This window comes from Edaphobacillus lindanitolerans (genome assembly GCF_900156305.1).
GTDB lineage: Bacteria > Bacillota > Bacilli > Bacillales_A > Planococcaceae > Bhargavaea > Bhargavaea lindanitolerans.
In genome coordinates this window covers 330,165-354,678 of sequence record NZ_FTPL01000002.1, presented here as the reverse complement: position 1 = coordinate 354,678, position 24,514 = coordinate 330,165, and the positions used below count along the sequence as shown (strand labels likewise).

The following is a 24,514-nucleotide window of genomic DNA, read 5'->3' as shown; positions in this document are numbered from 1 at the left end:
ACGCCGGAGGAAGGTGAGGAAGATGCCTCAGACAAGGAAGCGGCTCGGGGACATCCTCATGGAATCGGGATTGATCACGGCCGAACAGCTTGAAAAAGTGTTGAAAGAAAAGCCGAAGGAGCAGCGGCTCGGAGATGCGCTGCTTGAACGCGGACTCATCACGGAACTGCAGCTTGTCGAGACGCTCGAGATCCAGCTCGGTATCCCGCACGTCAACCTGTACCGGTATCCGTTCGAGCCTCAGATCTTTTCCCTTGTGTCCAAGGAATATGCGAAGCGGAATCTGCTCGTCCCGCTCAAGACGGAAGGGGACAAGCTGTTCGTCGCGATGGTCGACCCGATGGATTACATTGCGATCGAAGACCTGCGACTGTCTACCGGATTCCAGATCGAGCCGGTCATCGCCTCAAAGGACGATATTCTCCGGACGATCGCAAAGTATTACGAGGAGTCGTTCGATGAGCTGTTCCTGGAGACGGAGAAGCTCCAGCGGGCGGAAGAGGAGAACCTGACCGACCTGGATTCCCCGGTCGTCCGCCTTGTGAACCAGCTGTTGTCCGCAGCCGTCATCCAGAAAGCGTCCGATATCCACATCGACCCGCAAGAGCACCAGCTGCTCATCCGGTTCCGGATCGACGGCATGCTTCATGACGAGCGGGTGCTCCCGAAGCATATGCAGCCGATGATCAATGCCCGGATCAAGATCATGTCCAACCTGGACATCACCGAGCACCGGGTCCCGCAGGACGGGCGGATCAAGACGAATGTCGACTTCCGGCCGATCGATTTGCGGGTGTCGACCTTGCCGACGGTCTACGGAGAGAAGATCGTCATGCGGATCCTCGACTTGAGCAGCACGCTCTCGGATCTCGGCCACCTCGGATTCAATCGGATCAACCTTGAACGGTTCATGCGGGAGATCACGAAGCCGAGCGGCATCGTCCTTATCTCCGGACCGACGGGCTCCGGGAAATCGTCCACGCTCTACGCGGCGCTCAACAAGCTGAACCGTGAGGAAGTGAACATCGTGACGGTCGAGGACCCGGTCGAGTATCAGCTGGAGGGCATCAACCAGGTCCAGGTGAATCCGAACGTCGGCATGACGTTTGCGGCAGGACTGCGTTCGATTCTCCGCCAGGATCCCGACATCGTCATGGTCGGGGAGATCCGGGATTCCGAGACGGCGGAAATCGCGGTCCGGGCATCGCTTACGGGCCACGTCGTCCTGAGCACGATCCATACGAATGATTCGATCGCGACGATCACCCGGCTGCTCGACATGGGTGTCGAGCCGTTCCTCGTCACCGCGTCGCTCAACGCGGTCGTTGCCCAGCGGCTCCTTCGCCGCGTGTGCCGCGACTGCAAGGCGGAGGAGCCGGCGACCGAGCGGGAAAAAGAGATCGCCTCAAAACGGGGGATCAAGATCGACACCGTCATGCGGGGCAAAGGCTGCCCGTCCTGCAACATGACCGGCTACCGCGGCCGGATCGCCATCCACGAGGTGCTCGTGATGGACGAGGCGATGCGGGGCGCGATCAACAACGGGGCGAGCGTGGTGAAACTGCGCGAAATCGCCGTCCGGAACAAGACGATCTTCCTGCTTGATGACGGACTGCTGAAAGTAAAACAAGGCATCACGACGACGGAAGAAGTGTTCCGCGTCGCCATGCTCGACTAAGGTGGGATCCCATGAAACAGACGATTGACGCATTGCTGACGGCCGCCTTCCAGCTGAAGGCATCCGACATTCACCTGACGGTCGGCGTACCGCCCGTTTTCCGGATCCACGGAGACCTGAAGCGGTACGGCAAGGAACCGAACACGCCCCAGTTCACGGCGGACGTGGCCAAATCGGTCATCCCCGAAAAGCTGTACGATGATTTTCTCCAAAACGGGGAACTGGACTTTTCCTATTCGGTGCCGGGCGTTTCCCGTTTCCGCGTGAACGCCTATCATCAGCGCGGCTCGGTGTCGCTCGCGTTCCGGACAATCCCGACGAAGATCATGAGCGTCGAGGAGCTCGGCATGCCGGACACGCTGAAGCGCCTCGCCGACACGCCGCAGGGGATGATCCTCGTGACAGGCCCGACCGGCTCGGGGAAGTCCACGACCCTCGCGGCGATGATCCGGCACATCAATGAAACGAGCCGGAAGCACATTATCACGCTGGAGGATCCGATCGAGTTCGTGCACAACCACGGTGCCTCGATCATCGACCAGCGGGAAGTCGGCTTTGACACCGGTTCGTTTGCGAACGGCCTCCGCGCCGCGCTCCGGCAGGACCCCGATGTGATCCTCGTCGGGGAGATGCGCGACCTCGAGACGATCTCAATCGCGATCACGGCGGCGGAGACCGGCCACCTCGTGTTCGGGACGCTGCACACATGGAGCGCCGCCTCGACGATCGACCGGATCATCGACGTGTTCCCGCCTTCCCAGCAGACGCAGATCCGGGTCCAGCTGGCCGGCGTCCTGACGGCGGTCGTCTCGCAGCGCCTGTTCAAGACGGCGGACGGCAAGGGGCGCCGCGCCGCAACGGAGATCATGATCAACAACCCGGCGATCGGCAACCTGATTCGAACCGAGAAGATCCATCAGATTCCGAGCATCATCCAGACGAACCGGGCGGCGGGCATGCACACGATGGAATCGTCGATTCAAAAACTCGTCGATTCCGGCGCGATTTCCTATGATGTGGCCAAGCCGTATCTTGAAGGGGACGAGCACTGATGCCGCGCTTCCAATATGAAGGCCGCGACCGGAAGCGGGTGAGGCGAGGAACGATCCAGGCGGACACGAAAAGGGACGCCGTCATGAAGCTCCGCGATCAGGGGGTCCGGGTGCTGGATCTGACCGAATTGCCGGAAACGACGCTGACGAAGGAAATCTCATTCGGGAAGCCGGTGAAGCGCGCACAGCTCATCATGTTCCTTCAACAGTTTTCGACGCTGCTCCGCGCCGGCGTCACGATCGTCGATGCGATCAACATCCTTTCCCAGCAGGTGGAATCCAAGCCGTTCCGCCGCATCCTGACAGAAATCGATGCCGATCTGCGATCGGGAAGCTCGCTGAGTGACTCGATGGCCAAGCACCCGAAGGCATTCGAGCCGCTTACGCTGAACATGATCGCGGCTGGGGAGGCGTCGGGGAACATCGACGATGCGCTGGACCGGCTTGCGGTCCACTATGAAAAATCGTTTGCCACGAGGCAGAAGGTGACATCGGCTATGGTGTATCCGGTCGTCGTCCTCGTGCTCGCGGCAGGCGTGGTCATCTTCCTCCTGACCACGATCATTCCAATGTTTGTCGACATGTTCGAAAGCCTGGATGCCGAACTGCCGCCGATCACGCTGTTCGTCCTCGGGGCGAGCGACTTCATGCGCCATTACTGGTACATCCTGATCGGATTGGTGTTGCTGATCGTGCTCGGCATTTACATGATGTACCGGAACCCACAGGGCAAGTACATGATGGATACCCTCCTGCTGCGCATCCCGCTCATCGGGGACCTGATGAAAAAGTCCACGCTCGCCACGATGACCCGGACGCTCAGCTCCCTGTTCACGAGCTCCGTCCCGATTATCCAGGCCGTCGCCATGGTCGAACGGGTCGTCGACAACGAAGTGATCAAGCGGGTCCTCCGGCAGTCGAGGGACCAGCTGCAGAAAGGGAACTCGATCGCCGGGCCGATGACGGGCCACTGGGCGTTCCCTCCGCTTATCCCGCATATGATCGCCATCGGGGAGCAGACCGGATCGCTCGACAAGATGCTCGCGAAGGTGGCGGACTTCTATGAGAAGGAAGTGGACGCGTCCACAGAGCGCCTGAAGTCGCTCATCGAGCCGCTCATGATGATTTTCCTCGCCGTCATCGTCGGGACGATCGTGCTCGCCATCATGGTGCCGATGTTCAGCATGTATGAGCAGGTCGGCTGAGTGTGTAATCGTTCTGTAACATTTGAAATCTATTTGAAAATATATTTTCTGGGAATCTATCGCGCTTTTCGGGGTATTGGTATAATAGTATTGTAGAATACTACAAGATTTTCCAAGGAGGAATCATTTATGCGGAAATTCGTCAAATCTAAACTGAAAGAGGAAAAAGGGCTCACCCTCATCGAGCTCCTGGCGGTCATCGTCATCCTCGGCATCATCGCGGCAATTGCCATTCCGGCGATTGGGAACATTATCGAAAATAGTAAGTACAATGCTGTGAAGTCGGATGCATTGAATGCTCTGAGTGCTGCTAATTTGGTTGAAGCTGACGATCCAAAGGCCTTAGAAGCTACAGATGGAGTAACAATTAAGAAATTGGTTGATGATGGGTATTTGGACAATGCTGGTAAACTGGCGGATTCAATGACTGTAAAAAAAGTTAACAAATCATTGGTTATAAACGGAACAACTACAGCGTATTCAGGATCAAAAACAGTAACGTTTAATAATGCAACTGTAAAAATAATTAATGATGACAATCAAAAAGGAAGCGCAGCTAACAACAAAACTATTCCTAAAGCTGCCTCATAATGGTGATCAAAAAATTATACATGAGGAGCTGACACCCCATGAACAATCCATTCCGTCGAAGACAGCGCATCATCTCCATCACGATCGATGAAGACGCGATCCGTTTTGCGGAGCTGCGCTCGGCCGATCCGCTCACTGTTGAGCGGGCAGGCGAGCTGCCGGTTCCGGAGGGGGTCGTGGATGAGGGCAAGGTGATGGATGCAGCGGCGCTTGAGGCGGTTGTGGAGGGGGCGGTTGCGGAGTGGGGGCTGCGGCGCAAGCGCGTCCGGTTCCTCGCGCCCGACCAATATGTCATGATCCGGAAAGTGGATACCCCGGCCGATGTCCCTGAAGATGAGCTGAAAGGCTACTTCTTCATTGAGATCGGCTCTTCTCTTTATCTGCCGTTCGATGACCCGCTGTTTGATGTTGTGCCGTACGACAGTGGAAGAGAAGAGAAGGAATCGATCATCATTGCGTCGAAGGAAGAGATCATCCGACAGTACGAACACGTCCTCGACGAGGCGAAGCTGAAGCCGGTCGAATGCGACATCGCGCCGCTTGCGCTATACCGCCTTGCGTACGTGCTGCATGATATGGATTCGCACGACAATGTGCTCATCGCGGATTTCCGGGGCTCGGAGCTGACCGTATCGATCTTCAACCGTCACCACCCGCTGTTCATGCGCCCGATCGAATTCCACGACGGGGAGGAAGAGGTGACCGGCATCGCCTTCCGGGAAATCGGGAAGCTCATCAATTTTTATACATATAATATGATGGACGGACTTGAGACGGTCGACTGCCTGTTCATCGCCGGTGAGTACGACGGTGCGGAGGAGCTGGCCGGACTGTTCCGCGACCAGATGGGCATCGATGCAAGCCCGCTCATGAAAGAAGCCATCCCGGCTGCGGATGGCCATGAACTGCCCGCCCGGTACGACCGAGTGATCGGCCTGGCGCTGAAAGAGGTGTGAGGATGCTCGTCGATATCAATTTATTGCCCGGACGGGAACGGGAACGGTCGAAGGCGCTCATCGTCTCGATTGCCATCCTCCTGTCGGCGCTGATTTTCTGGCTCGCCCTGTTCCTGATGGCGAACCGGAACGCCGATGAGGCAAAGCTTGCGGATGTCCGGACCGAGGAGCTGAGAGCGGAACAGCAGGCACTCCAGTCCCGCCTTCAGGGGACCGAAACGATGGCCGACCGGCAACAGCTCGAGAAGACGGTCGAGTGGGCGGAGTCCTACCGGTTCAGCACGGCACCGTTGCTCCGCCATCTCGTCTCGCTCCTGCCCGTCAGGGGCTTCATCACGGAATTTACATATACCGGGCCGCACACGGCCGAACTGTCTGTCCAGTTTGATACATATGAACAGGCCGCCCATTATCTGGCGCGGCTGAAGGCTGCCGCCATGGTTGACGCAGCCTCAATGAATGAAGTGACCGCCTCCCATCCCGAAGAAGACACGGACGAGGCGGGGAATCCGGTTGTTTCCGATGAAGTGGTCGTCCCGCGCTACGTTGCCTCGTATACGATCGATTTCACCGATCCGCGGTCCGGGGCCGCAGGCACGGCGGGAGAACCGGGAGACGGAGAAGCCGCGGATGATGCAGACGCAACCGGCGGAACGGATGCCGGCACCGGTACCGAAGAAGATGCGGGTACAGAAGACTCAACGGATACCGGAACGGACGCAACGGACAGCGGAGATACGGACAACGTAGAAAATGGCGATTCCGAATCGACGTCCGTCAATGAGCCCGGCGCCGAGGAAGGGGGCGGGGGGCAATGAACCGGCTGAACCTGAACCGGAAAGAGACGATCCTGCTCGTGCTGTCGATCCTGTTCTTCATCTCACTCCTTCTATATTCGTATTACCTGCTGTTCGAGCCTGCGCGCGAGCAGCTGCAGCAGTCGCAGGACAATATGCAGGCGGAGCGCCAGGTGCTGTCCACCCTCCAGCAGCAGGCAACGCCGGATGAGGATCGCGAGCCTGCGAGCTCCCTTCCGCACCAGCGCAAGGTCCCGGTCGAACCGGTCGAGGAGACCATCCTCCTACGGCTTGGTGAAGCGGAGACTGTTTCCGGTACGGAAATCGAGAATGTCGCCTTCACGACAGGCGAGATGGTCATCGAAAACCCGCCGGAAGGAGTAGAAAACGTGCAGGAACTCCTGACGACCGTCACGATCCTGTCTGCGGATTATGAGGGCATTGCCACGTTCATCGAAGAAGTGGAACGGATGGACCGCATCACGGTGATGGATTCCATCTCCTTCGCCGGTCCTCCGGAAAAGGTCGATGAGGCCCAGGAAGAAGAGCCGATTTCCCTCGAGGTCACGTTCTCGTCGTTCTATCGGCCGGATCTCGAGTCGCTCCGGGGTGAAGTTCCGAAGGTCCCGGCTCCGCCGGCCTCGCAGAAAGAAGATCCGTTCCCATTTGAAGACGATACGGAACAGGGGGCCGGGCAATGACGTGGCTGTGGGCGGTCCTGTTCTTCATCTATGGCCTCGTGTTCGGCTCGTTCTTCAATGTGGTCGGGCTGCGCGTGCCGAAGGGCGAGTCGGTCGTCGCCCCGCCGTCGCACTGTCCGAACTGCGGCAGGCGGCTGACGGCGGCCGACCTCGTCCCCTTTTTTTCATTCGTCTGGCTGAAGGGGCAATGCCGGGAGTGCGGCTCGGCAATTCACTGGACCTATCCGGTGATGGAGCTGTTGACGGGCGTCGCGTTCGCCCTCAGCTATTTGCGGTTCGGCTTTTCCGGTGAATTGATCATCGCGCTGCTCTTCATGTCGCTTCTCGTCATCATCACGGTGTCGGATCTTGCCTACATGCTCATTCCCGACAAAATCCTTCTCCTGTTCGGAATTCCGCTCCTGTTGCTCCGTCTGGTCTTCCCGCTCGAACCGGGGTGGGACAGTGCGGTGGCGGCCGTCGTGCTGCCGGGAGTGCTCCTGCTGACGGCGGTCGTGTCAAAGGGCGGGATGGGCGGAGGGGACATCAAGCTGTATGTCGTGATCGGGCTCGTGCTCGGCACCGTGCACTCGTTCGTGTCGCTGTTCATCGCCGCGCTCGTCGGGGCGATTATGGGATTCCTTCATCTGAGGCGTCAGGGGAAAGGGCGGCGGACGCCGATCCCGTTCGGCCCGTGGATCGCGCTCGGTGCGGCGGTCGCCTATCTGTATGGCGGCCGGATTGTCGGCTCGTATGTAAATCTGTTCTTTTAACCCGATATCTTTTGTGGACAAGACGACAAACGTCTTGTCCTTTTTCATGGGCCGAATGGTATCTTCGCCTATAAAGGGGTGGTCTCATGCGGTTCAAAAAGAAATATACGACGGGCGCACTCGCCATGGCCGTCTTCCACGGGTTCCTCATGGGGATCGGCGGCGTGCTCCTGTTCGGGTTCATCGTCATGTCGGGGGACGGTCAGGGCAGCAAGGCGAAGGGGGATGACACGGTTCCCGTGGATGCGCCGGCGAAACCGGAAAAGGGGGAGGCCGGAAAGAAAGGGGATGCAGCCGGAGAGCCGACCGCGAACCGGCGGACCGCGTTCTTTGCCGTCCAGCACGGCATGTTTTCGACGGGGGAGGCGGCACAGTCGTTCCTGGCGGCCGATGCGAATCTGCGCAATGCGGCGATTTTCCCGGTCGGTGACAAGTTTTACCTGTGGTCATCCGTCCACCTGACCGATTCCGAAGCGAAGGACGCGCTGACTGCCGACACGTTCGTCAAGCCGTTCACACTGGATGCGGCGGCCTGCCCGCCAGAGGGGGAAGGGAAACTGCCGGTTTTGCTGGCTGCGAAGGAACCCGCAAGTTTGAAATTTGAAGACGCCGCACAGGCTGCCGGCCTGCCGAAGGACTGGAATCAGAATATCACCGCCGTTGAGCAGATTTCAGGAGAAATCGGGGTCATCCGGCTGCAGCTGATCAGCCATTATGTGCCGAATTCCGGCTGTCTCAAAATTGAATTTTGAAGCCCTTTTCTTGCCCAAAAATGAAAAATGGACAATTTCCCGTTTTGTTGCTTTCGGCTATGATGGACGCATAGCAACGAAGGGGGAATGAACAATGAAATTCAAGACGACCAAGCCGGTGATCCTCGCATCCGGATCGCCAAGAAGACGTGAACTGCTCGAACTCGCCGGGATCCCGTTCAATGTTTTGGCGACGGATGTGTTCGAACCGCCGATCAGGGAAGGGGAGACGCCGGCTGACTACTCGGTCCGCCTGGCGTCCCTCAAAGCCGAAACCGCCGCTGCAGAGGTTCCGGACGCCGTCGTGATCGGCTCTGACACCGTCGTCCATCTCGGGGGGAGCGTGTATGGAAAGCCGTCCGGACCGGAGGAAGCGCGGGTTTACCTAAAGGAGCTGTCGGGCCGGACACATTCCGTTTCGACGGGCGTCTGCATCATTGACGGAAACGAAGCACGGACTTTCGGCAAAAGCACCGAAGTGGCATTTCGCGAGATTCCGGACCGGCTCATCGATGCCTATGTGTCGTCCGGAGATCCGCTCGACAAGGCGGGGGCGTACGGGATCCAGACGGGCGGCGCGCTGTTCGTGAATGAAATCCGTGGCGACTACCATGCCGTCGTCGGCCTGCCGGTCGCAGACGTATTCCGTGAACTGGACGAAATGGGCATCATCGCGCGGGAACCCGGGAAGGACGAGCCATGACGCTGGATCTGTATGTGCCGAAGATCAGCGAGCTGCACATCGCCGACCGGCCGCGGGAGCGGCTTCTCCGGCAAGGTGCGGAAAGCCTGTCCAACCAGGAACTGATCGCCATCCTCCTCAGGAGCGGCACCCGGTCGGAATCCGTGCTGCAGATTGCCAACCGGGTGATCGGGTTCTACGACAAGATTCAGGACCTGCAGCATGCGACGGTCGAGGAGATGACGTCGGTCAAAGGGGTCGGGGAGGCGAAGGCGGTCCAGCTCCTGGCCGCGGTCGAGCTCGGCAAGCGGCTGGCGAGGAAGCAGTCGAATGACCGGTATGTCATCCGGTCTCCGGAAGACGCGGCGGCCTACCTCATGCCGGACATGGCTTCACTGACCCAGGAGCATTTTGTCGCGCTGTTCCTGAATGTGAAAAACGAAGTTCTGCATAAGAGCACGATTTTCATCGGCAGCCTGAACTCATCGATCGTCCATCCTCGTGAAGTGTTCCGCGAGGCGGTGAAGCGCTCGGCGGCGTCGATCATCTGTGCGCACAACCACCCGAGCGGAAACCCGGCGCCGAGCCCGGAAGACATCGAGGTGACGAAGCGCCTGGCGGAGGCGGGGCGGATCGTCGGGATCGACCTGCTCGACCATTTGATTATCGGCGATCACCAGTTTCTCAGTCTCAAAGAAGGTGACTTCATATAACATTGCCACTTTCGCACGATTTCCGTTATAATGATGTGTATGATTTGAAACCGGCGACATTAGACGGCCGTGCAGAAAGGGAGTAAAACCGTGTTTGGATTGGGATCGAAAGATGTCGGGATCGACCTCGGCACCGCAAATACACTAGTTTTCATCAAGGGTAAGGGAATTGTCCTCAGGGAACCGTCGGTCGTTGCCAAAAATGTTCAGACGGGAGACATCGTTGCCGTTGGTAACGATGCAAAGAACATGATCGGCCGGACGCCGGGCTCGATCGTCGCCACGCGTCCGATGAAAGACGGCGTCATCGCAGACTTTGAAACTACGACGAAAATGATTGAGTACTATTTGAAAGAGGCGCAGAAAGCCTCCGGCGGATCATGGAAAAAGCCGAATGTCATGATCTGTGTGCCGTATGGCATCACGTCTGTCGAACAGCGTGCGGTCATCGATGCTTCCCGCCATGCGGGCGCGAAGGATGCCTTCACGATCGAAGAGCCGTTCGCCGCTGCGATCGGAGCGAATCTGCCGGTGTGGGAACCTACGGGCAGCATGGTCGTCGATATCGGTGGCGGTACAACCGAAGTTGCAGTCATTTCCCTCGGCGGCATCGTGACGAGCGAATCGATCCGCGTCGGCGGCGACGCGATGGACGGGGCGATCATCACGTACATCCGCAAGACGTATAACCTGACGATCGGCGAACGCACCGCAGAGCAGATCAAGATTGAGATCGGTTCGGCGAAAGTGGCGGACAAGCCGGAGAAGATGGAAATCCGCGGCCGCGACTTGCTGACGGGTCTTCCGAAGACGATCGAAATCTCGTCCGAGGAAATCGCGGAAGCGCTCAAGGAAGCCATCACGGCCATCGTGGACGGGGTGAAGAAGACGCTCGAGACGACCCCTCCGGAACTGTCCGCGGACGTCATGGAACGCGGCATCGTCCTGACGGGCGGGGGCGCACTCCTGAGCAACCTGGACAAAGTCATCTCCGAGCAGACGAACATGCCGGTCTTCATCGCGGACGATCCGCTCGACTGCGTGGCCATCGGTACGGGCAAGGCACTCGACAACTTCGACGTCATCAAGAAACAGCAAGCCAGATAATCTAGGAGGGACGGCAACATGCCGCAGTTTTTCACGAACAAACGGCTGATCCTCCTTCTCGTCGGTGTCATCGTCCTCGTGGCATTGATCTTCTTCACGCTGAAAGACCGGGAAAACGCGAGCGTCCCCGAACAGATTGTAAAAGATGCAGTCGGCTTCGGACAGTCCGTCTTTTCGAAGCCGGCGCAATACATAACGGATTTGATCGACGACGTGGACCTCCTCCTGAACACGTACGAGGAGAACAAGCGGCTGAAGTCCCGGCTGGCGGAATATGCCTCTGTCCAGGCGGAGCTGAGTGATGTCCGGCTGGAGAACGACAGGCTCCGCAAGGCCCTCGGCAAAGAAGAAGACCTACGGGACTATGAGCCGGTCCAGGCGACCGTGCTTGCACGGAATCCGGACCAATGGGAAGAAAAAGTCGTCATCGACCGCGGGGAAGTGCACGGCGTGAAAAAGAACATGGCGGTCATGACGGCGGAAGGGCTGATCGGGAAAGTTATCCTGACGACCCCGTTCACGTCCACCGTGCAGCTGCTCGCGACGCAGGACCCGACTTACCGGGTGTCCGCACTCGTCACCGGCAAGCCTGAGGCGTTCGGCCTGATCGAAGGCTACGACACGGAGCGGCACGAGCTCATCATGAAGCGGATCGACTCGACGTTCGACATCAAGCCCGGCCAGAAAGTCATCTCATCGGGACTCGGCGGCATTTTCCCGAAAGGCCTCCTGATCGGAGAGATCACGGAAGTGACGACGGAGGACTACGGGTTGACCAAACAGGCGTACATCAAGCCGGCCGCCGACTTCTCGATGCTCGAGCATGTCATCATCGCCAAGCGCACATCGATGGCGGTCGACGGCTCGGATGCAGGCAATACGGGTGAGGCGATGGACGAAGCGGCGGATGAGGCGGAAGGCGGGAGCGGATCATGATCCGGCTCGCCATTCCGCTCATTGCCGTCGTTTTGTTCTTTTTGGAGCCGGTATTCGGCCTGTTTTCACCGATCGAGATTGGCGGGGAATACTATTATCTCGTTCCGCGCTTTTTGATCATGTTCCTCATTTTCGTCGGCGTCTACTACAGCCGGCAGCGGGCAGTCGTCTACGGGATCGTCTTTGGACTCTTGTACGATATGTTCCACATTGATATTATTGGACTATACGCCTTTCTGTATCCGGTGCTCTGCCTTCTTGCGTGCTGGATCGTGAAGCATATCCACCAGCATGTCGCCGTCGTCACGGTCATCTCGCTTTTGCTTGTGGCACTGCTTGAGACCGCGCTCTACTCGTTCTTCACGCTTATCGGCTTCGTCTCGATCGGCTTCGACGAGTTCCTGAAGACACGGCTGCTGCCGACCATGATCGCGAACGCCGTGTTCCTGGTCATGTTCGGGTGGGTGTTCAAGATGCTGATCGACCGGAGAAGCATCCTGAACAAAGAAGGGATTTCGTAAACATGGAGGAGAATGCGGGGTGACACAAATGACGAAAAAGCAGCTGGTCATGATCAAAGGGACGAAATCGGGCCTGGTACTGCGCCTTGATGACCAATGCTCCTATGCCGAACTGCTCGGCGAAATGGGGCAGAAAGTCGGGGAGGAAGCGCTCGAGGGCATGGCGGAAGTCCAGCTCCACCTCGGCAACCGATACTGCACCGATGACCAGGTGAAGGAGCTGATCGGCATTGTTCAGGAGTCCCCCCATCTCCGTGTGTCGAAAGTGCAGAGTGACGTGATCCGGATGGAGGAATGCAACCGCCGGATCATCGAGAGCCAATCGGAGACCTATGTCGGAATCATCCGCTCCGGACAAATCGTCAAGGCGGACGGCGACCTGGTCATCATCGGGGACATCAACCCGAACGGAAAGGCCATTGCGAACGGCAATATTTTCGTGCTCGGCCGGCTGAAGGGCATTGCCCATGCCGGTGCGGGCGGCAATCATGACGCAGTCATCGCGGCCTCTTGGCTTGAAGCGACCCATTTGATGATTGCCGATAAAATAGAAACGATGACGGACGAACTGACCGTTCTGTCCGAAAGCCCGGAGATGGAATGTGCATACATCCACCAGAACGGCTTCATCGCCATCGACCGCCTGCAGGAACTGCGCAACCTCAGGCCGAACCTATCTACATTCAAGGGAGGAAGCTAATGTGGGAGAAGCCATCGTTGTGACATCAGGGAAGGGGGGCGTCGGCAAAACGACGACGACCGCCAACCTTGGGACTGCATTGGCCCTTCAAGGCAAGAAAGTCTGCCTCATCGACACCGATATCGGCCTGCGCAACCTGGACGTCGTTCTCGGACTCGAGAACCGGATCATCTATGATCTCGTCGACGTCGTCGAAGGCCGCTGCCGGGTCAACCAGGCACTCGTCAAAGACAAGCGGTTCGACGACCGACTCTTCCTTCTGCCTGCCGCGCAGACTACCGACAAACTCGCCGTCTCGCCGGAGCAGATGAAGGAACTGGTCACCGAACTCAAGCGCGAATATGACTTTGTTCTGATTGACTGCCCGGCCGGCATTGAACAAGGATACAAAAACGCCGTAGCCGGTGCTGACCGCGCGATCGTCGTCACGACGCCGGAAATCTCCGCCGTCCGGGACGCCGACCGCATCATCGGACTTCTCGAACAGGAAGAGGGCATCGAGCCGCCGAAGCTCATCATCAACCGGATCCGGCGTCACCTCATGGACACCGGCGAAGCGCTCGATGTGAACGACATTACGACCCACCTGTCGATCGACCTGCTCGGCATCGTCATGGACGACGAAAATGTCATCTCTTCCTCGAACAAAGGCGAACCGGTCGTCATGGACCCGTCCAACCGGGCCGCCATCGGCTACCGCAACATCGCCCGCCGCATCCTCGGCGAATCCGTCCCGCTCATGTCGATGGACGACAAGCAAAAAGGATTCTTCGGCAAGCTGAAATCCCTGTTCTCCAAGTGATTGGCAGGCAGCGGGTTTCCCGGGAAATGATTGCAGTATAATAGATGAGGCAAGGATTGAACAGCGACCCCCATCGCATGCTTTTTGAGCATGCGGCGGGGGTTTTTGTTGTTTAGAGGGAGCGGGGGTGAATGGGGGTTCCATCATAGGGGGAATGGACGCTTCAGTATCGGGTGGAGGAGAGTTTTTGGGCAGGCAGCTTGAACATGGAGTGAATACGAGTTTTGTCATGTAGTGAAAGGGGATGGAGGGAATGAAATCGAGAAGGGAAGTCCCGGAACGGCTCACGGCACTTGCCGTTCTCCAGTCGCGTGTGCCCGCCCGGCATGAACAAAGGGGTCGGATCCGGCAAGATTGCCGGAATCGGCTTGCGGGATATGCCGGCGAAAAGCGGGCGGATTTCTTCATGGCCGAAGCGAGGATGCGCGAAAGGCCGATTGTCTTGAGGGATGTGGAACTGCCTGGTGTCATGACGCCGATCCAAACAGACACTCTCATTCTTCACCCTGCGTTTATTTTGGTTCTTGAAATCAAAAACATTGCGGGGGAGTTATTCTTTGACGAACTGTCCGGGCAATTTTATCGGATGCAATCCGGAAAACGGGAAGGAATGCGAAACCCAGAAGACCAGCTCAACCGAGCCATAGCCGCACTGGAGAATCACTTCGCTTCCATCGGCATCCCTCTTCCAGTTGAGGGCGCCATAGTAATGGCGAGTTACAAAAGTGTATTGCAAAGAGCGCCCATCACTCAACCGGTGATCACGGTTGACAGACTCCCGGTACATCTTGAGAACCTTGAAAAGGCGGGATGCCTAACACTGGATCGCCCCCAACTCATCAAAATGCGGGATAGTCTGTTGGTTAACAGGAAAAAACCTCATGACAAATACCTTAACTGGTATGGCTTAGCGAAAGCAGACATCATGACGGGTGTACGCTGTCCTGGCTGCTTTGTTATTGGCATGCAACGCGGACGAGGCCAGTGGATCTGTAATCTATGCGGAGTTATATCCAAAGATGCCCATTTGGCAACGCTGCAGGAATATCGTTTATTGTTAGGAGAAATGATTTTCAGTAATGAAGTAAGATGGTTTTTAGGGCTTGATAATCTGGCAATGGCCATGCGCATCATTAACGACTATGGAATTTATAATGGTCATTTCAAAAGAAATCGAGCATTTGCCCTTCCTCAGGAGCGTTTCAGGCTGGAATCGTATGTCCATCACTTATTGTATAAGAGTACTTAAAGTCTTTGTTTCAACATTACAACAGCGGTGCATATGGATGGCCTATTAAATTCATTAGGAAAAGTCATAACGACTCTCTAAATGCATAAAACGGATTCGTAATTCACAACGACTGCTCATAATTCATAAAGCGACTCCATAATTCAGAACGGGTCTCCTTAATTCATAACAGGAGTCCATAATTCACAACGGCCTTCCATAATTCATAAGGGAAGTTCATAATTCACAACAGCCTTCCATAATTCATAAGGGGAGTCCATAATTCACAACAGCCCTCCATAATTCACAGGGGGCCTCCATAATTCATAAAGCGGGTCCATAATCCACAGTGCCGGGACTACCGTCATTACCGGGTGCGTCCTATACTAAACTCCAACCACCGTCCGTCATCTTCTTCACCGACTCTACTTCCCACTCATCACTCCGGCCTCGTCCTCATATAGTAGAGAAAACAAATTTCGGGGTGGGTGCGATGAAGTGGCGGGATAAATGGATTGCGGCGATTGTGATCACGGGCGTTCTGTTCGGGGTGGCGAAGCTGGAGGAGCATGAGGTGATGAAGACGCAGGTCACGCACCTCGTGCGGTCGGGCGAGGAGCTGGTCGTCATGAAGCGTTGGGTGATGTCGTTTGTGGAGGACAGGCGGCCGGATCAGACGGTCCCGGTGTCCGCGGACACTGCGGAGCCGGCGATCGCCCGGTTTTCGACGCTGCAGCCGTTCCGTGAGGGCGTGCTGCTGTCGTACGATGCAGCGGTGCCGGTGTCGGCGAAGGGCGACGGCCTCGTCATTTATACAGGGCACACGCGCCAGACCGGAAAGACGGTGACGGTGCTGTATGACGACGGGGACACGGTCACATACGGCTTCGTCGGGAAGTTTCTCACGTTGCCGTATACAGCGGTCGTTGCCGGCCAGCCGATTGCGGAGCTGGAGACGGGCGCGATGTTCCTTGGGGTGGAGCAGGACGGGAAGATGCTGGATGCCGAAGGAGTGAAGGAGTGGCTGTCGCTGCTGCGAAACGCCGAAGAGGAGAATTAAGCTCAGCCGGCACGATCTCCGCGTCCCGTGCATCGGCCGAGTCCGGCGGAAAACGTCCGTTCTGGCGCATCCGGGACCGCTCCCTCCACATCCGGCTTCATCCGGTGATGATCCCGTTTCTGCTCGCGATCATCGCGACCGGCAATGTCTCGGTCTACGCCGTCATCCTCGGGTCGCTGCTCGTGCATGAGGCGGGGCATCTGATCGCCGCCCGGCTCACCGGGACGCGTGTGCAGCGGTGCACGATCACACCGTACGGCGGGGAGATCGACATACCGCTGTTTTCGCGCCTGCCGCAAAAGGACAGGCTGTTCATCGTGGCGGGCGGCCCTGTTGCCACGGGCATCCTGCTGCTGCTCGCCATCGGGTTCCCCGTTCCGGGCCAGCCGCTCATCATCTCGGTCCAGCTCGTCCTGCTCCTGCTCAATCTTCTTCCGGTCCTTCCGCTCGACGGGGGCCGGGCGCTTGCCATTCTCCTGCCGGGCATCCGGTACAGCCTCATCCTCTCATCGATGGTGTTCTCCGCAGCAGCCGGCGCCGCCGCGCTTTTTCATCTTCCGGGGGCAGCCCCGTACGTGTTCTTATCCTTTTTTTTATTTTTCCAGAACGTGCGTCACTGGCGCCTGAGGAAATACGAGCAGGCGGTCGAGCGGCTGCACGGAAAATATTAGCCTGTCCATTGACCGCACCATCCGTCTATGGTAATATTCATATGTTGGTTTGTAGCGCACCCGTGCTACAACCGCACCGACAAGGTGTTAAGCATCCGCAACGGATCGCCTTGAAGGGCGAGTCTTAGTCCAAGAGGAGGTGCAGGCATGTACGCAATCATTGAAACAGGCGGCAAGCAAGTTAAAGTTGAAGCGGGCCAGGAGATCTACATCGAAAAGCTCGCAGGTGACGTTGATGAAACGATCACATTCGACAAAGTATTGTTCGTCGGCGGGGACGACGTGAAAGTCGGAGCTCCATTCGTGGAAGGCGCTACCGTAACAGGGAAGATCGCCAAACACGGCCGCGGCAAGAAAATCGTTGTATTCAAATACAAGCGCCGTAAAAACTACCGTAAAAAACAAGGTCACCGTCAACCGTACACGAAAGTCGTCATCGACGGCATCAACCTGTAAGGGTCGGCCGTGATTGAAGTCAACGTGAATGAGACACCCGGAGGCCGGATCACCTCTTTTGAGATGTCCGGCCATGCGGATTTTGATGAGTACGGAAAAGATCTTGTCTGTGCGGCGGCTTCGGCCGTGTCGTTCGGCGCCGTGAATTCGGTGTTCGAACTGACCGGGACGGAGCCCGGCGTGGAGCAGGGCGAGGACGGCGGCTTTCTGGCCGTCTCCTTCCCCGAATCCGAAGACGACGATGCCGTCCAGCTCATCATGAGATCGATGGTCGTTTCATTGCAGACGATTGAACGGGACTATGGCGAACATATCCGAGTAACGATAAACCGATAGGAGGTGGACTTAATGCTACGTTTGGATCTCCAGTTTTTCGCATCGAAAAAAGGTGTAGGTTCCACGAAGAACGGCCGTGACTCCGAAGCGAAGCGCCTCGGCGCAAAGCGTGCGGACGGCCAGTTCGTTTCCGGCGGTTCCATCCTGTACCGCCAGCGCGGGACGAAAATCCACCCGGGCGAGAATGTCGGCCGCGGCGGTGACGATACCCTTTTCGCAAAAGTTGACGGCGTCGTACGCTTCGAGCGTCTTGGCCGCGACAAGAAAAAAGTGAGCGTTTACCCGGTTGCGCAAGAAGCGTAATCCAGGCTCGGCGGGCTGCATGGCGACATGCGGCCCGCTTTTTTTATTCGGCCGGTGCGATTCCAATCCGTCGATCAGCTTGAAAGCGACGGGGGAGGAAATGGTATACTGTACGTATGGAATGAACACGATCAACAGGACGGGGTGTTGAGCATGGAAAGCAGGATGACGGCCCAGGAGCTGCTGAAGCACGCCAGGCATGATTATATGAACACGCTTCATCTGCTGCAGATGCAGCTGGACCTCGGCATGGATGACAGCGTCCGCGAGACGATTGATGCGGCGGTCGAGAAGGGGCGGCATGAGTCGATGCTCGCCGGACTGGACATGCCGGCGACGGCGGAGTGGCTCCTCACATTCGGCTGGCGGTTTCCCGAGTATGAGCAGGCGATGACGGTGACGGTCGAAAGCCCGGGGAATCCGGACGCGGACCGGTGGACCGAACGCTTTCTGGAAGCACTGTTCGGGACCCTCTCGGACAGGCTGAGCCCGTATGCCGAATACCGGGCCGGCATCCATGTGGAATCCAGGGAACCCGGCTGGCTGATCGAGTTTGATCTGGAGGGGCCGTTCGGGATGGAAGGCGATCTGCCCGAACCGGGCGATGATGCGCCGTTTGAGGTTGAACTGAATTCTTCGGAAGAAGGACTAAAATTGATTGTTGCAGGAAGGAAGGTGGATCGCTGATGTTTGTCGACCACGTCAAGATCTATGTGAAAGGCGGAGACGGAGGCGACGGAATGGTCGCTTTCCGCCGCGAGAAATATGTCCCGAACGGCGGACCGGCCGGCGGGGACGGAGGACACGGGGCCGATGTCATCTTTGAAGTGGATGAAGGCCTGCGCACCCTCATGGACTTCCGCTATCAGAAGCACTTCAAGGGGCCGCGCGGAGAGCACGGCATGAGCAAGAGCAAGCACGGCAAGAACGCACAGGACATGATTGTCCGTGTCCCGCCGGGCACCATCGTGACGGAAGCGGAAAGCGGCGCGATCATCGCCGACCTGACCGAAAACGGACAGCGCGCGGTCATCGCGAAAGGCGGACGGGGCGGACGCGGGAATATCCGGTTTGCGACCCCGGCCAATCCGGCGCCGGAAATCTCCGAAAAAGGCGAGCCGGGCCATGAGCTGGAAGTCGTCCTTGAACTGAAAGTGCTTGCGGATGTCGGACTCGTCGGATATCCGAGCGTCGGAAAATCGACGCTCCTGTCGGTCGTTTCCGCGGCAAAACCGAAAATCGGCGATTATCATTTCACGACGATCGTGCCGAACCTCGGCGTCGTCGACACCGGCGACGGCCGCAGCTTCGTCATGGCCGACCTGCCGGGACTCATCGAGGGTGCACACGAGGGCGTCGGACTCGGCCACCAGTTCCTGCGCCACATCGAACGAACGCGGGTCATCGTCCATGTGATCGACATGTCCGGCATGGAAGGGCGCGACCCGTACGAGGACTGGGTCACGATCAATGAAGAGCTGGAGCAGTACAATCTGCGGCTCACCGAGCGTCCGCAGATCATCGTCGCCAACAAGATGGACATGCCGGACTCCGAGATCAATCTCGCCGAATTCAAAGATCAGGTGCCGGCGGATATGAAGATCTACCCGATTTCCGCGGTCACGCGCCAGGGCCTTTCCGAACTGCTCTATGCAGTGGCGGACCTGCTCGACGAGACTCCGGAATTCCCGCTCCACGACCCTGCCGAAGTGGAAGAATCCCGCCATGTTCTCTATAAGTTCGAAGGGGAGAAGGAAGACTTCACGATCACGCGTGATGACGATGGCGCCTATGTTGTAAAAGGGGCAGGCGTGGAACGACTGTTCAAAATGACCGACTTCAGCCGTGAAGAATCCGTCCGCCGCTTCGCACGCCAACTGCGCGGGATGGGCGTGGATGATGCCCTCCGCCAGCGGGGCGTGACGAACGGAGACGCCGTGCGCATCATGGACTTCGAATTTGAATTCGTGGAATGACGGAATGCTCGGTCCCGGATGCCGGGAAAGGGCATTACCGGACAGATTTCCGCGGAAGGGGAGCTGAGCCACGTGAAAGATGTTTCGGATGAAAGTTATTTCCTCGTCAGGGAAGACGTCCTGACTGAATCCATGCAGAAGACGCTCGAGGCGAAGCGTCTTCTGCAAAACGGCGAGGAATCGACAATCTGGGATGCGGTGAAGCGCGTCGGTCTGTCGAGGAGTGCGTTCTACAAATACCGCGACACTGTTTTTCCGTTCCATTCGGTTGTGCAGGAGAGGATCCTGACGATCTTCCTGCAGCTCGAGGACAGGGAAGGGTCGCTGGCAGAACTGCTCAGGACCGTTGCGGAAGCGAAATGCAATGTGCTGACGATCCACCAGACGATCCCGATCCAGGGCCGTGCGAACGTCACGCTGTCGCTCGACGTGACCGGCATGACCATCGAACTGAATGCATTCCTCCAGAATCTGAAGCGCCTGGCGTTCGTCGAATCGGCGGACGTCGTCAGTTCCGGAGCCTACTGAACGGAAGAGGAGGGAACACCGATGGAGAAACAACCGATCCGCGTGGCCTATCTTGGGCCGGAAGCGTCGTTCACCCATCTCGCGTCGGACGGGATGTTCCACGGGGAATGGCTCGTCCCCCATGCGACCATCCCCGAGGCGATCGAGGCGGTGTCGGAGGGCCGGGCGGATTATGCAGTCGTCCCGATCGAGAATGCGCTGGAAGGAGCCGTCTCCCTGACAGTCGACTATCTGTACCATGAGGCGGAACTTTACATAGCGGCGGAAATCCTGTCGCCGATCGAGCAAAACCTCATGATGCATCCGTCCCAGGCCGACGGGTGGGAACAGGTGGAGTCCATCCATTCGCACCCGCAGGCGCTTGCGCAGTGCCATAAGTATCTCCACTACCGGTTCCGGGGCGTGCCCCTCGTTGAGATGACGTCCACTTCGGGGGCGGCACGCTTCGTTTCGGAAAATCCCGACAGACGGATTGCGGCGATCGGCAACCGGTTTGCGGCGGAGAAATATGGACTTTCAGTCGTCCAGGACAACATCCACGACTTCCATTTCAACCGGACGCGCTTTGTCGTCCTGTCGAAGACGGAAGGGGCGCTCGGGGTGCCGGGCGGCAGCACGAAGCCGAAGACGACACTGATGATCAATCTGCCGAAGGACAACCGGTCCGGCGCTTTGCATCAGGTGCTGTCCGTTTTCACCTGGCGCCGCCTGAACCTGTCGAAGATCGAATCCCGGCCGTTGAAAACGGGTCTTGGCGATTACTTCTTCATCCTGGATGTCGACGAGTCGATGGAGGTGCCGATGATGAGAGGCGCCCTTGAAGAACTTGCCGCACTCGGATGCATCGTCAAATCGCTCGGCACTTACCATACGTACGAAAAAAAACCGGCCCCGCGCGTCATCAGCTGACGCGGCGGACCGGTTTTTTCATTGCTGCAGATGCCGGGTGCCCCAAATTTTGGCGCACTTTTTTGTTGCAGTTTCCCTTCCCCTGCAGCCAAGACGCAAAACAAGACGTCGTTTGGCGATTACGATTCGTCCGTCAAATATCCTCTTTCCCGCAAGGCCTGCTGCGCGCGGTCGAGGATCTCTTCGCTGTCCGCCGTAATCGTGTGGAGGTGAGGGCCGCCGGTCAGCTCAAGCAGGAACGGAGAGTCGGTCTGCTGCACCCGCTTCAGAAATTCCCGGACATCATGCCGGTTGGCAGCGAGGATATTGGCGGTCAGCTCACCGTACACCGGATGTTCGACGGTCACATCCTTTATCGCAGCGCCTGAATCGACGATTGCATGCAGTTCGTCTTCAGCTTCCTCCGGCCTGTGTGTGCAGGCGAGTTTGCGCTCAAACATGCCCCGTCCGGCATCCACGGAAGAAACTTCTTGATAAATGTACCCTGCACTCGTCGCGATGACCGGTTCTCCGCCGGCCTTGAGCAGGTTGATGTCTCCGACGATCACCTGGCGGCTCACGCCGGCATCGCGGGCGAGGTCGGCCCCTTTCACAGGACCCCCGGCTTTCTTCAATAATGCGAGCAGCGCCATGCGCCGCTCGTCCCCCTTGCGTTTTTGCACGTTCTCGTCTCCTTCCGTCATAACACCGGCCTCTTGATTCATAGCTTATTTTGAGGATGAACGGCTACATTGTCAAAGTTTCGGTGTCAATGCCCATGGTGGGCTCATACGATAGACCGATGGAAGGGGGAACACGCATGCATGTGCATATTGTGCAGAAGGGAGACACCCTCTGGAAAATTTCCAGGCAATACGGGGTGCCCTTTGAAGAAGTGAAGCGGCTTAATGCCCATCTGGCAAATCCCGATTATATCGTTCCCGGGATGAAGATTTTCCTGCCGGATCATGCGAAAAAAGGGAAGACGGAAACACCGATGGACCATCCTTACAAGGACGGTAAACCGAAAAAGCCCACCCGGATGCCGCCTGCATCAGAGAAGCCGGGCCATAAACCGGAGCACAAACCCGAACACAAACCGGAGCACAAGCCAGAGCACAAACCAGAACATAAACCAGAGCACAAACCGGAGCACAAACCACAAAAGCCGGTGGCACCGCCACCACCTCCGCCGCCACCGCCTCCTGCAATGAAGCCGCAAGTTCCGCCTAAGCTTCCGGAAATGCCAAGTATTCCTCCGGCTGCGGAAATGCCGATGCCCGCTCCGCCGCCACCGCCTGAAATTCCGGTGCAGGAACTCCCGCCGCCGCCTCCGGAGTTGCCGGTACAGGAAATGCCGGCTCCCCAGCAGCCGGTCCAGATGATGCCGATGCATTACTGCTGGATGCCGGTGTACGACATGGAATGCCATCCATGCCATTGGCCGATGCATCATTATCCGATGCACCAGATGCCGATGCATCAGATGCCGATGTACCAGATGCCAATGGAGCAGATGCCGATGTACCAGATGCCGATGCAGCAAATGCCTGCGGAGCAAATGCCCGCATATTCCGAGTCCCCTGGAGAAATGCCGCCGGCCCCGCCGATAACCGGTTCCGTCCAGATGGAAGAGTCCTCGTCGTTCCCGGGAGCTGAATATCCGGATACTGGATGGCGAATGGGCGAATCCACTTCCCGCGAGTCATCCCTGATGAATTATCCGAACCGTCTGTCCGTGCCGGCCGAGATGCCGATGTACCAGGGCCCGGCCGAAATGCCGATGATGCAACAGGGCAAAGCGGATTGCGGTTGCGGTTGCGGGGATGGAGGCGGCCAGATGCATGTGCCGCATGCAGTCCAGGGCGCTGCATGGCCATATTGGCCATCACACTTCCCGGCAGCCGGCGGCCATTACGGCGGATGGCCTTCCTGTCACGGGTGCGGCATGCCTTATCAACACGGGTGGAACGCATGCATGATGTGCGGGTCCCCTTATCACGGAGGCTACTGACCGGCCATGGCCGCCGGCGGAAACTTCCGGCAGATCAAACCAAATGTTTGGAAATGGGACGTGGCGGGCAAGGGGTATTCATTAAAGAAATATGATTCCTACGAAGTGGCAGCGAAAGTCCGGAGGATCCACACGGAGCTCGGAAAGGTCGGGTTTCCGCACATCCTTCCGGTCGTCGGTGCCGCAGATGAGCGGACGGTGATCCAGCCGTGGCTTGAAAATGCACGGCCTGCGGACTACTCCACGAGGAACGGCAGGGCCCGTACGCTGGCAGTTCTGAAGGCGCTGCATGCGACATCCGCCGTCGTCGACTGGCAGTCCGTCCCGGGACTGAGATCCTATCCGCTCATTGCCAAGTGGGAAGACCGCCTCGACCGTTTCCGGTCTCGGCGGAAGGAACTCGAGCCCTATATCGGCAGCTCCGCGTTCGAAACGACGGTGTTCCATGCGGAAGAAGCCTTGAAGACGATCCGCAAATCATACGAACCCGAGGAAGGGTGCACGCTTCTCCACGGCGATGTCGTCCATCACAATTTCCTGAAAGGGAAGGACGGCCGTTACGTCCTCATCGATTTCGATCTTGCCTGCACCGGACCTCCGGGTACGGAAACCGCCCTCTGGATGCATCGTGTCCTGCCGCACGTCGGCTATGATTTCGATTATCTGGCTGGAGAGCGCCCGTCGCTTGCCCGGCTTTCCCGCTCATCGCTCGACCTGATCCTCTATCCGAACGAAGTGCTGCGGGAATGGCTGTATCTGCTTTCATTGGATGAAGAAAAGCGTCCCATCCTTGCCGGACGGCTCATCCAGTATACGGAAAAGGCCCTTTCCCGCTGGATCCCCCTCTGCTTCCAGGTCACCCAGGCCGGAAAGTAGGGTAGGACCTGGCCATGTACAGAACGGCAACTGCCGTTCTGTTTTTTTGTGTTCAACGGGCATCTGCACAGTGCATAGGGGGAAGCCGGAGTGGGCTTCATAAGGAGGTGTGTACCTTCTGAACGCCTCAGTCTGATGGATAACTATATTTTCGTAAGTCCAGTGTCCATATTTCAAATTCCCGTTCCATATCGCAAATCGGTCGTCCATACTTCAAATTCCCGTCCCACACC

At 57.7% G+C, this 24,514-nt stretch carries 29 protein-coding genes and 1 other annotated feature; of the genes, 28 read left to right on the top strand and 1 reads right to left on the bottom strand.

Going from position 1 to position 24,514, the window contains the following annotated elements; all coding sequences use genetic code 11:
* Window positions 1-22 precede the first annotated feature (22 nt).
* The 26 genes from B0B07_RS07860 to pheA all read left to right on the top strand — a co-directional run bounded on the left by B0B07_RS07860 (window position 23) and on the right by pheA (window position 21,412).
* Window positions 23-1,678: a GspE/PulE family protein gene (locus B0B07_RS07860; RefSeq protein ID WP_076757868.1), complete on the top strand. Its 1,656-nt coding sequence runs from the start codon at window positions 23-25 to the stop codon at window positions 1,676-1,678.
* An 11-nt stretch (window positions 1,679-1,689) separates the two neighbouring features.
* Window positions 1,690-2,730, top strand: a complete 1,041-nt coding sequence (locus tag B0B07_RS07855) for a type IV pilus twitching motility protein PilT (RefSeq protein WP_076757867.1) — start codon at window positions 1,690-1,692, stop codon at window positions 2,728-2,730.
* Window positions 2,730-3,935 carry a type II secretion system F family protein gene (locus B0B07_RS07850; protein WP_076757865.1) on the top strand — a complete coding sequence of 402 codons (1,206 nt, stop codon included), beginning with the start codon at window positions 2,730-2,732 and terminating at the stop codon, window positions 3,933-3,935. The genes B0B07_RS07855 and B0B07_RS07850 overlap by 1 nt, the downstream gene beginning before the upstream one ends.
* 129 nt (window positions 3,936-4,064) lie before the next feature.
* Window positions 4,065-4,526: a prepilin-type N-terminal cleavage/methylation domain-containing protein gene (locus tag B0B07_RS07845; protein ID WP_076757862.1), complete on the top strand. Its 462-nt coding sequence runs from the start codon at window positions 4,065-4,067 to the stop codon at window positions 4,524-4,526.
* A 38-nt stretch (window positions 4,527-4,564) separates the two neighbouring features.
* Window positions 4,565-5,482 (top strand): type IV pilus biogenesis protein PilM, encoded by a 918-nt coding sequence (pilM, locus tag B0B07_RS07840; RefSeq protein WP_076757860.1) that lies wholly within the window; start codon window positions 4,565-4,567, stop codon window positions 5,480-5,482.
* 2 nt (window positions 5,483-5,484) lie between these two features.
* Entirely contained in the window at window positions 5,485-6,300 is an 816-nt protein-coding gene (locus tag B0B07_RS07835) for a PilN domain-containing protein (RefSeq protein ID WP_076757858.1), read from the top strand.
* The gene (locus B0B07_RS07830) at window positions 6,297-6,980 is read left to right on the top strand and encodes a hypothetical protein (RefSeq protein ID WP_076757856.1); all 684 of its coding nucleotides are present in this window, start codon (window positions 6,297-6,299) and stop codon (window positions 6,978-6,980) included. Before B0B07_RS07835 ends, B0B07_RS07830 begins: the two co-directional genes overlap by 4 nt.
* Entirely contained in the window at window positions 6,977-7,732 is a 756-nt protein-coding gene (locus B0B07_RS07825) for a prepilin peptidase (RefSeq protein WP_076757854.1), read from the top strand. Before B0B07_RS07830 ends, B0B07_RS07825 begins: the two co-directional genes overlap by 4 nt.
* A gap of 86 nt (window positions 7,733-7,818) precedes the next feature.
* Window positions 7,819-8,484 (top strand): hypothetical protein, encoded by a 666-nt coding sequence (locus tag B0B07_RS07820; protein ID WP_076757852.1) that lies wholly within the window; start codon window positions 7,819-7,821, stop codon window positions 8,482-8,484.
* A 94-nt stretch (window positions 8,485-8,578) separates the two neighbouring features.
* Window positions 8,579-9,187 (top strand): Maf family protein, encoded by a 609-nt coding sequence (locus tag B0B07_RS07815; RefSeq protein ID WP_076757851.1) that lies wholly within the window; start codon window positions 8,579-8,581, stop codon window positions 9,185-9,187.
* Complete coding sequence (gene radC / locus B0B07_RS07810; protein WP_076757849.1) at window positions 9,184-9,879, top strand: RadC family protein; 696 nt, start codon at window positions 9,184-9,186, stop codon at window positions 9,877-9,879. Before B0B07_RS07815 ends, radC begins: the two co-directional genes overlap by 4 nt.
* A 90-nt stretch (window positions 9,880-9,969) precedes the next feature.
* Window positions 9,970-10,986 (top strand): rod shape-determining protein, encoded by a 1,017-nt coding sequence (locus B0B07_RS07805; RefSeq protein WP_076757847.1) that lies wholly within the window; start codon window positions 9,970-9,972, stop codon window positions 10,984-10,986.
* Window positions 10,987-11,004: 18 nt separating this feature from the next.
* A complete protein-coding gene (gene mreC, locus B0B07_RS07800) occupies window positions 11,005-11,922 on the top strand; it encodes a rod shape-determining protein MreC (protein WP_076757846.1) in 918 nt (305 codons plus the stop codon).
* Window positions 11,919-12,443: a rod shape-determining protein MreD gene (gene mreD, locus B0B07_RS07795; RefSeq protein WP_076757844.1), complete on the top strand. Its 525-nt coding sequence runs from the start codon at window positions 11,919-11,921 to the stop codon at window positions 12,441-12,443. Before mreC ends, mreD begins: the two co-directional genes overlap by 4 nt.
* Window positions 12,444-12,471: 28 nt before the next feature.
* Window positions 12,472-13,143, top strand: a complete 672-nt coding sequence (gene minC / locus B0B07_RS07790; protein WP_076757842.1) for a septum site-determining protein MinC — start codon at window positions 12,472-12,474, stop codon at window positions 13,141-13,143.
* Window position 13,144: 1 nt separating this feature from the next.
* A complete protein-coding gene (minD, locus tag B0B07_RS07785; protein WP_076757839.1) occupies window positions 13,145-13,945 on the top strand; it encodes a septum site-determining protein MinD in 801 nt (266 codons plus the stop codon).
* Between the two features lie 253 nt (window positions 13,946-14,198).
* Complete coding sequence (locus B0B07_RS07780; RefSeq protein WP_076757837.1) at window positions 14,199-15,194, top strand: nuclease-related domain-containing protein; 996 nt, start codon at window positions 14,199-14,201, stop codon at window positions 15,192-15,194.
* Between the two features lie 472 nt (window positions 15,195-15,666).
* Window positions 15,667-16,233, top strand: a complete 567-nt coding sequence (locus B0B07_RS07775) for a peptidoglycan DD-metalloendopeptidase family protein (RefSeq protein ID WP_076757836.1) — start codon at window positions 15,667-15,669, stop codon at window positions 16,231-16,233.
* Window positions 16,194-16,904 (top strand): site-2 protease family protein, encoded by a 711-nt coding sequence (locus B0B07_RS07770; RefSeq protein ID WP_084186611.1) that lies wholly within the window; start codon window positions 16,194-16,196, stop codon window positions 16,902-16,904. The genes B0B07_RS07775 and B0B07_RS07770 overlap by 40 nt, the downstream gene beginning before the upstream one ends.
* A 59-nt stretch (window positions 16,905-16,963) precedes the next feature.
* Window positions 16,964-17,039, top strand: a sequence feature (ribosomal protein L21 leader region).
* A 12-nt stretch (window positions 17,040-17,051) separates the two neighbouring features.
* A complete protein-coding gene (gene rplU, locus B0B07_RS07765; RefSeq protein ID WP_008299799.1) occupies window positions 17,052-17,360 on the top strand; it encodes a 50S ribosomal protein L21 in 309 nt (102 codons plus the stop codon).
* Between the two features lie 9 nt (window positions 17,361-17,369).
* Entirely contained in the window at window positions 17,370-17,696 is a 327-nt protein-coding gene (locus B0B07_RS07760; RefSeq protein WP_076757834.1) for a ribosomal-processing cysteine protease Prp, read from the top strand.
* Between the two features lie 12 nt (window positions 17,697-17,708).
* Window positions 17,709-17,999, top strand: a complete 291-nt coding sequence (gene rpmA / locus B0B07_RS07755) for a 50S ribosomal protein L27 (protein ID WP_076757832.1) — start codon at window positions 17,709-17,711, stop codon at window positions 17,997-17,999.
* A 153-nt stretch (window positions 18,000-18,152) separates the two neighbouring features.
* Window positions 18,153-18,686: a Spo0B domain-containing protein gene (locus B0B07_RS07750; RefSeq protein WP_159438430.1), complete on the top strand. Its 534-nt coding sequence runs from the start codon at window positions 18,153-18,155 to the stop codon at window positions 18,684-18,686.
* Entirely contained in the window at window positions 18,686-19,975 is a 1,290-nt protein-coding gene (gene obgE, locus B0B07_RS07745) for a GTPase ObgE (protein ID WP_076757829.1), read from the top strand. Before B0B07_RS07750 ends, obgE begins: the two co-directional genes overlap by 1 nt.
* 72 nt (window positions 19,976-20,047) lie before the next feature.
* A complete protein-coding gene (locus B0B07_RS07740) occupies window positions 20,048-20,503 on the top strand; it encodes an ACT domain-containing protein (RefSeq protein WP_076758417.1) in 456 nt (151 codons plus the stop codon).
* A 21-nt stretch (window positions 20,504-20,524) separates the two neighbouring features.
* Window positions 20,525-21,412, top strand: coding sequence for a prephenate dehydratase (gene pheA, locus B0B07_RS07735; RefSeq protein WP_076757827.1), 888 nt, complete (start codon window positions 20,525-20,527; stop codon window positions 21,410-21,412).
* A 119-nt stretch (window positions 21,413-21,531) separates the two neighbouring features.
* On the opposite strand, the gene B0B07_RS07730 is transcribed toward pheA, so the two are convergent.
* A complete protein-coding gene (locus tag B0B07_RS07730; protein WP_234982305.1) occupies window positions 21,532-22,095 on the bottom strand; it encodes a transcription repressor NadR in 564 nt (187 codons plus the stop codon).
* A gap of 116 nt (window positions 22,096-22,211) precedes the next feature.
* Between B0B07_RS07730 and B0B07_RS15490 the strand changes: the two genes are divergently transcribed.
* Both B0B07_RS15490 and B0B07_RS07720 read left to right on the top strand, forming a co-directional pair.
* Entirely contained in the window at window positions 22,212-23,405 is a 1,194-nt protein-coding gene (locus B0B07_RS15490) for a LysM peptidoglycan-binding domain-containing protein (protein WP_076757826.1), read from the top strand.
* Window positions 23,406-23,411: 6 nt separating this feature from the next.
* On the top strand, window positions 23,412-24,281 hold the full coding sequence (locus tag B0B07_RS07720) for a phosphotransferase (RefSeq protein ID WP_084186608.1): 870 nt from the start codon (window positions 23,412-23,414) through the stop codon (window positions 24,279-24,281).
* Window positions 24,282-24,514 lie beyond the last annotated feature (233 nt).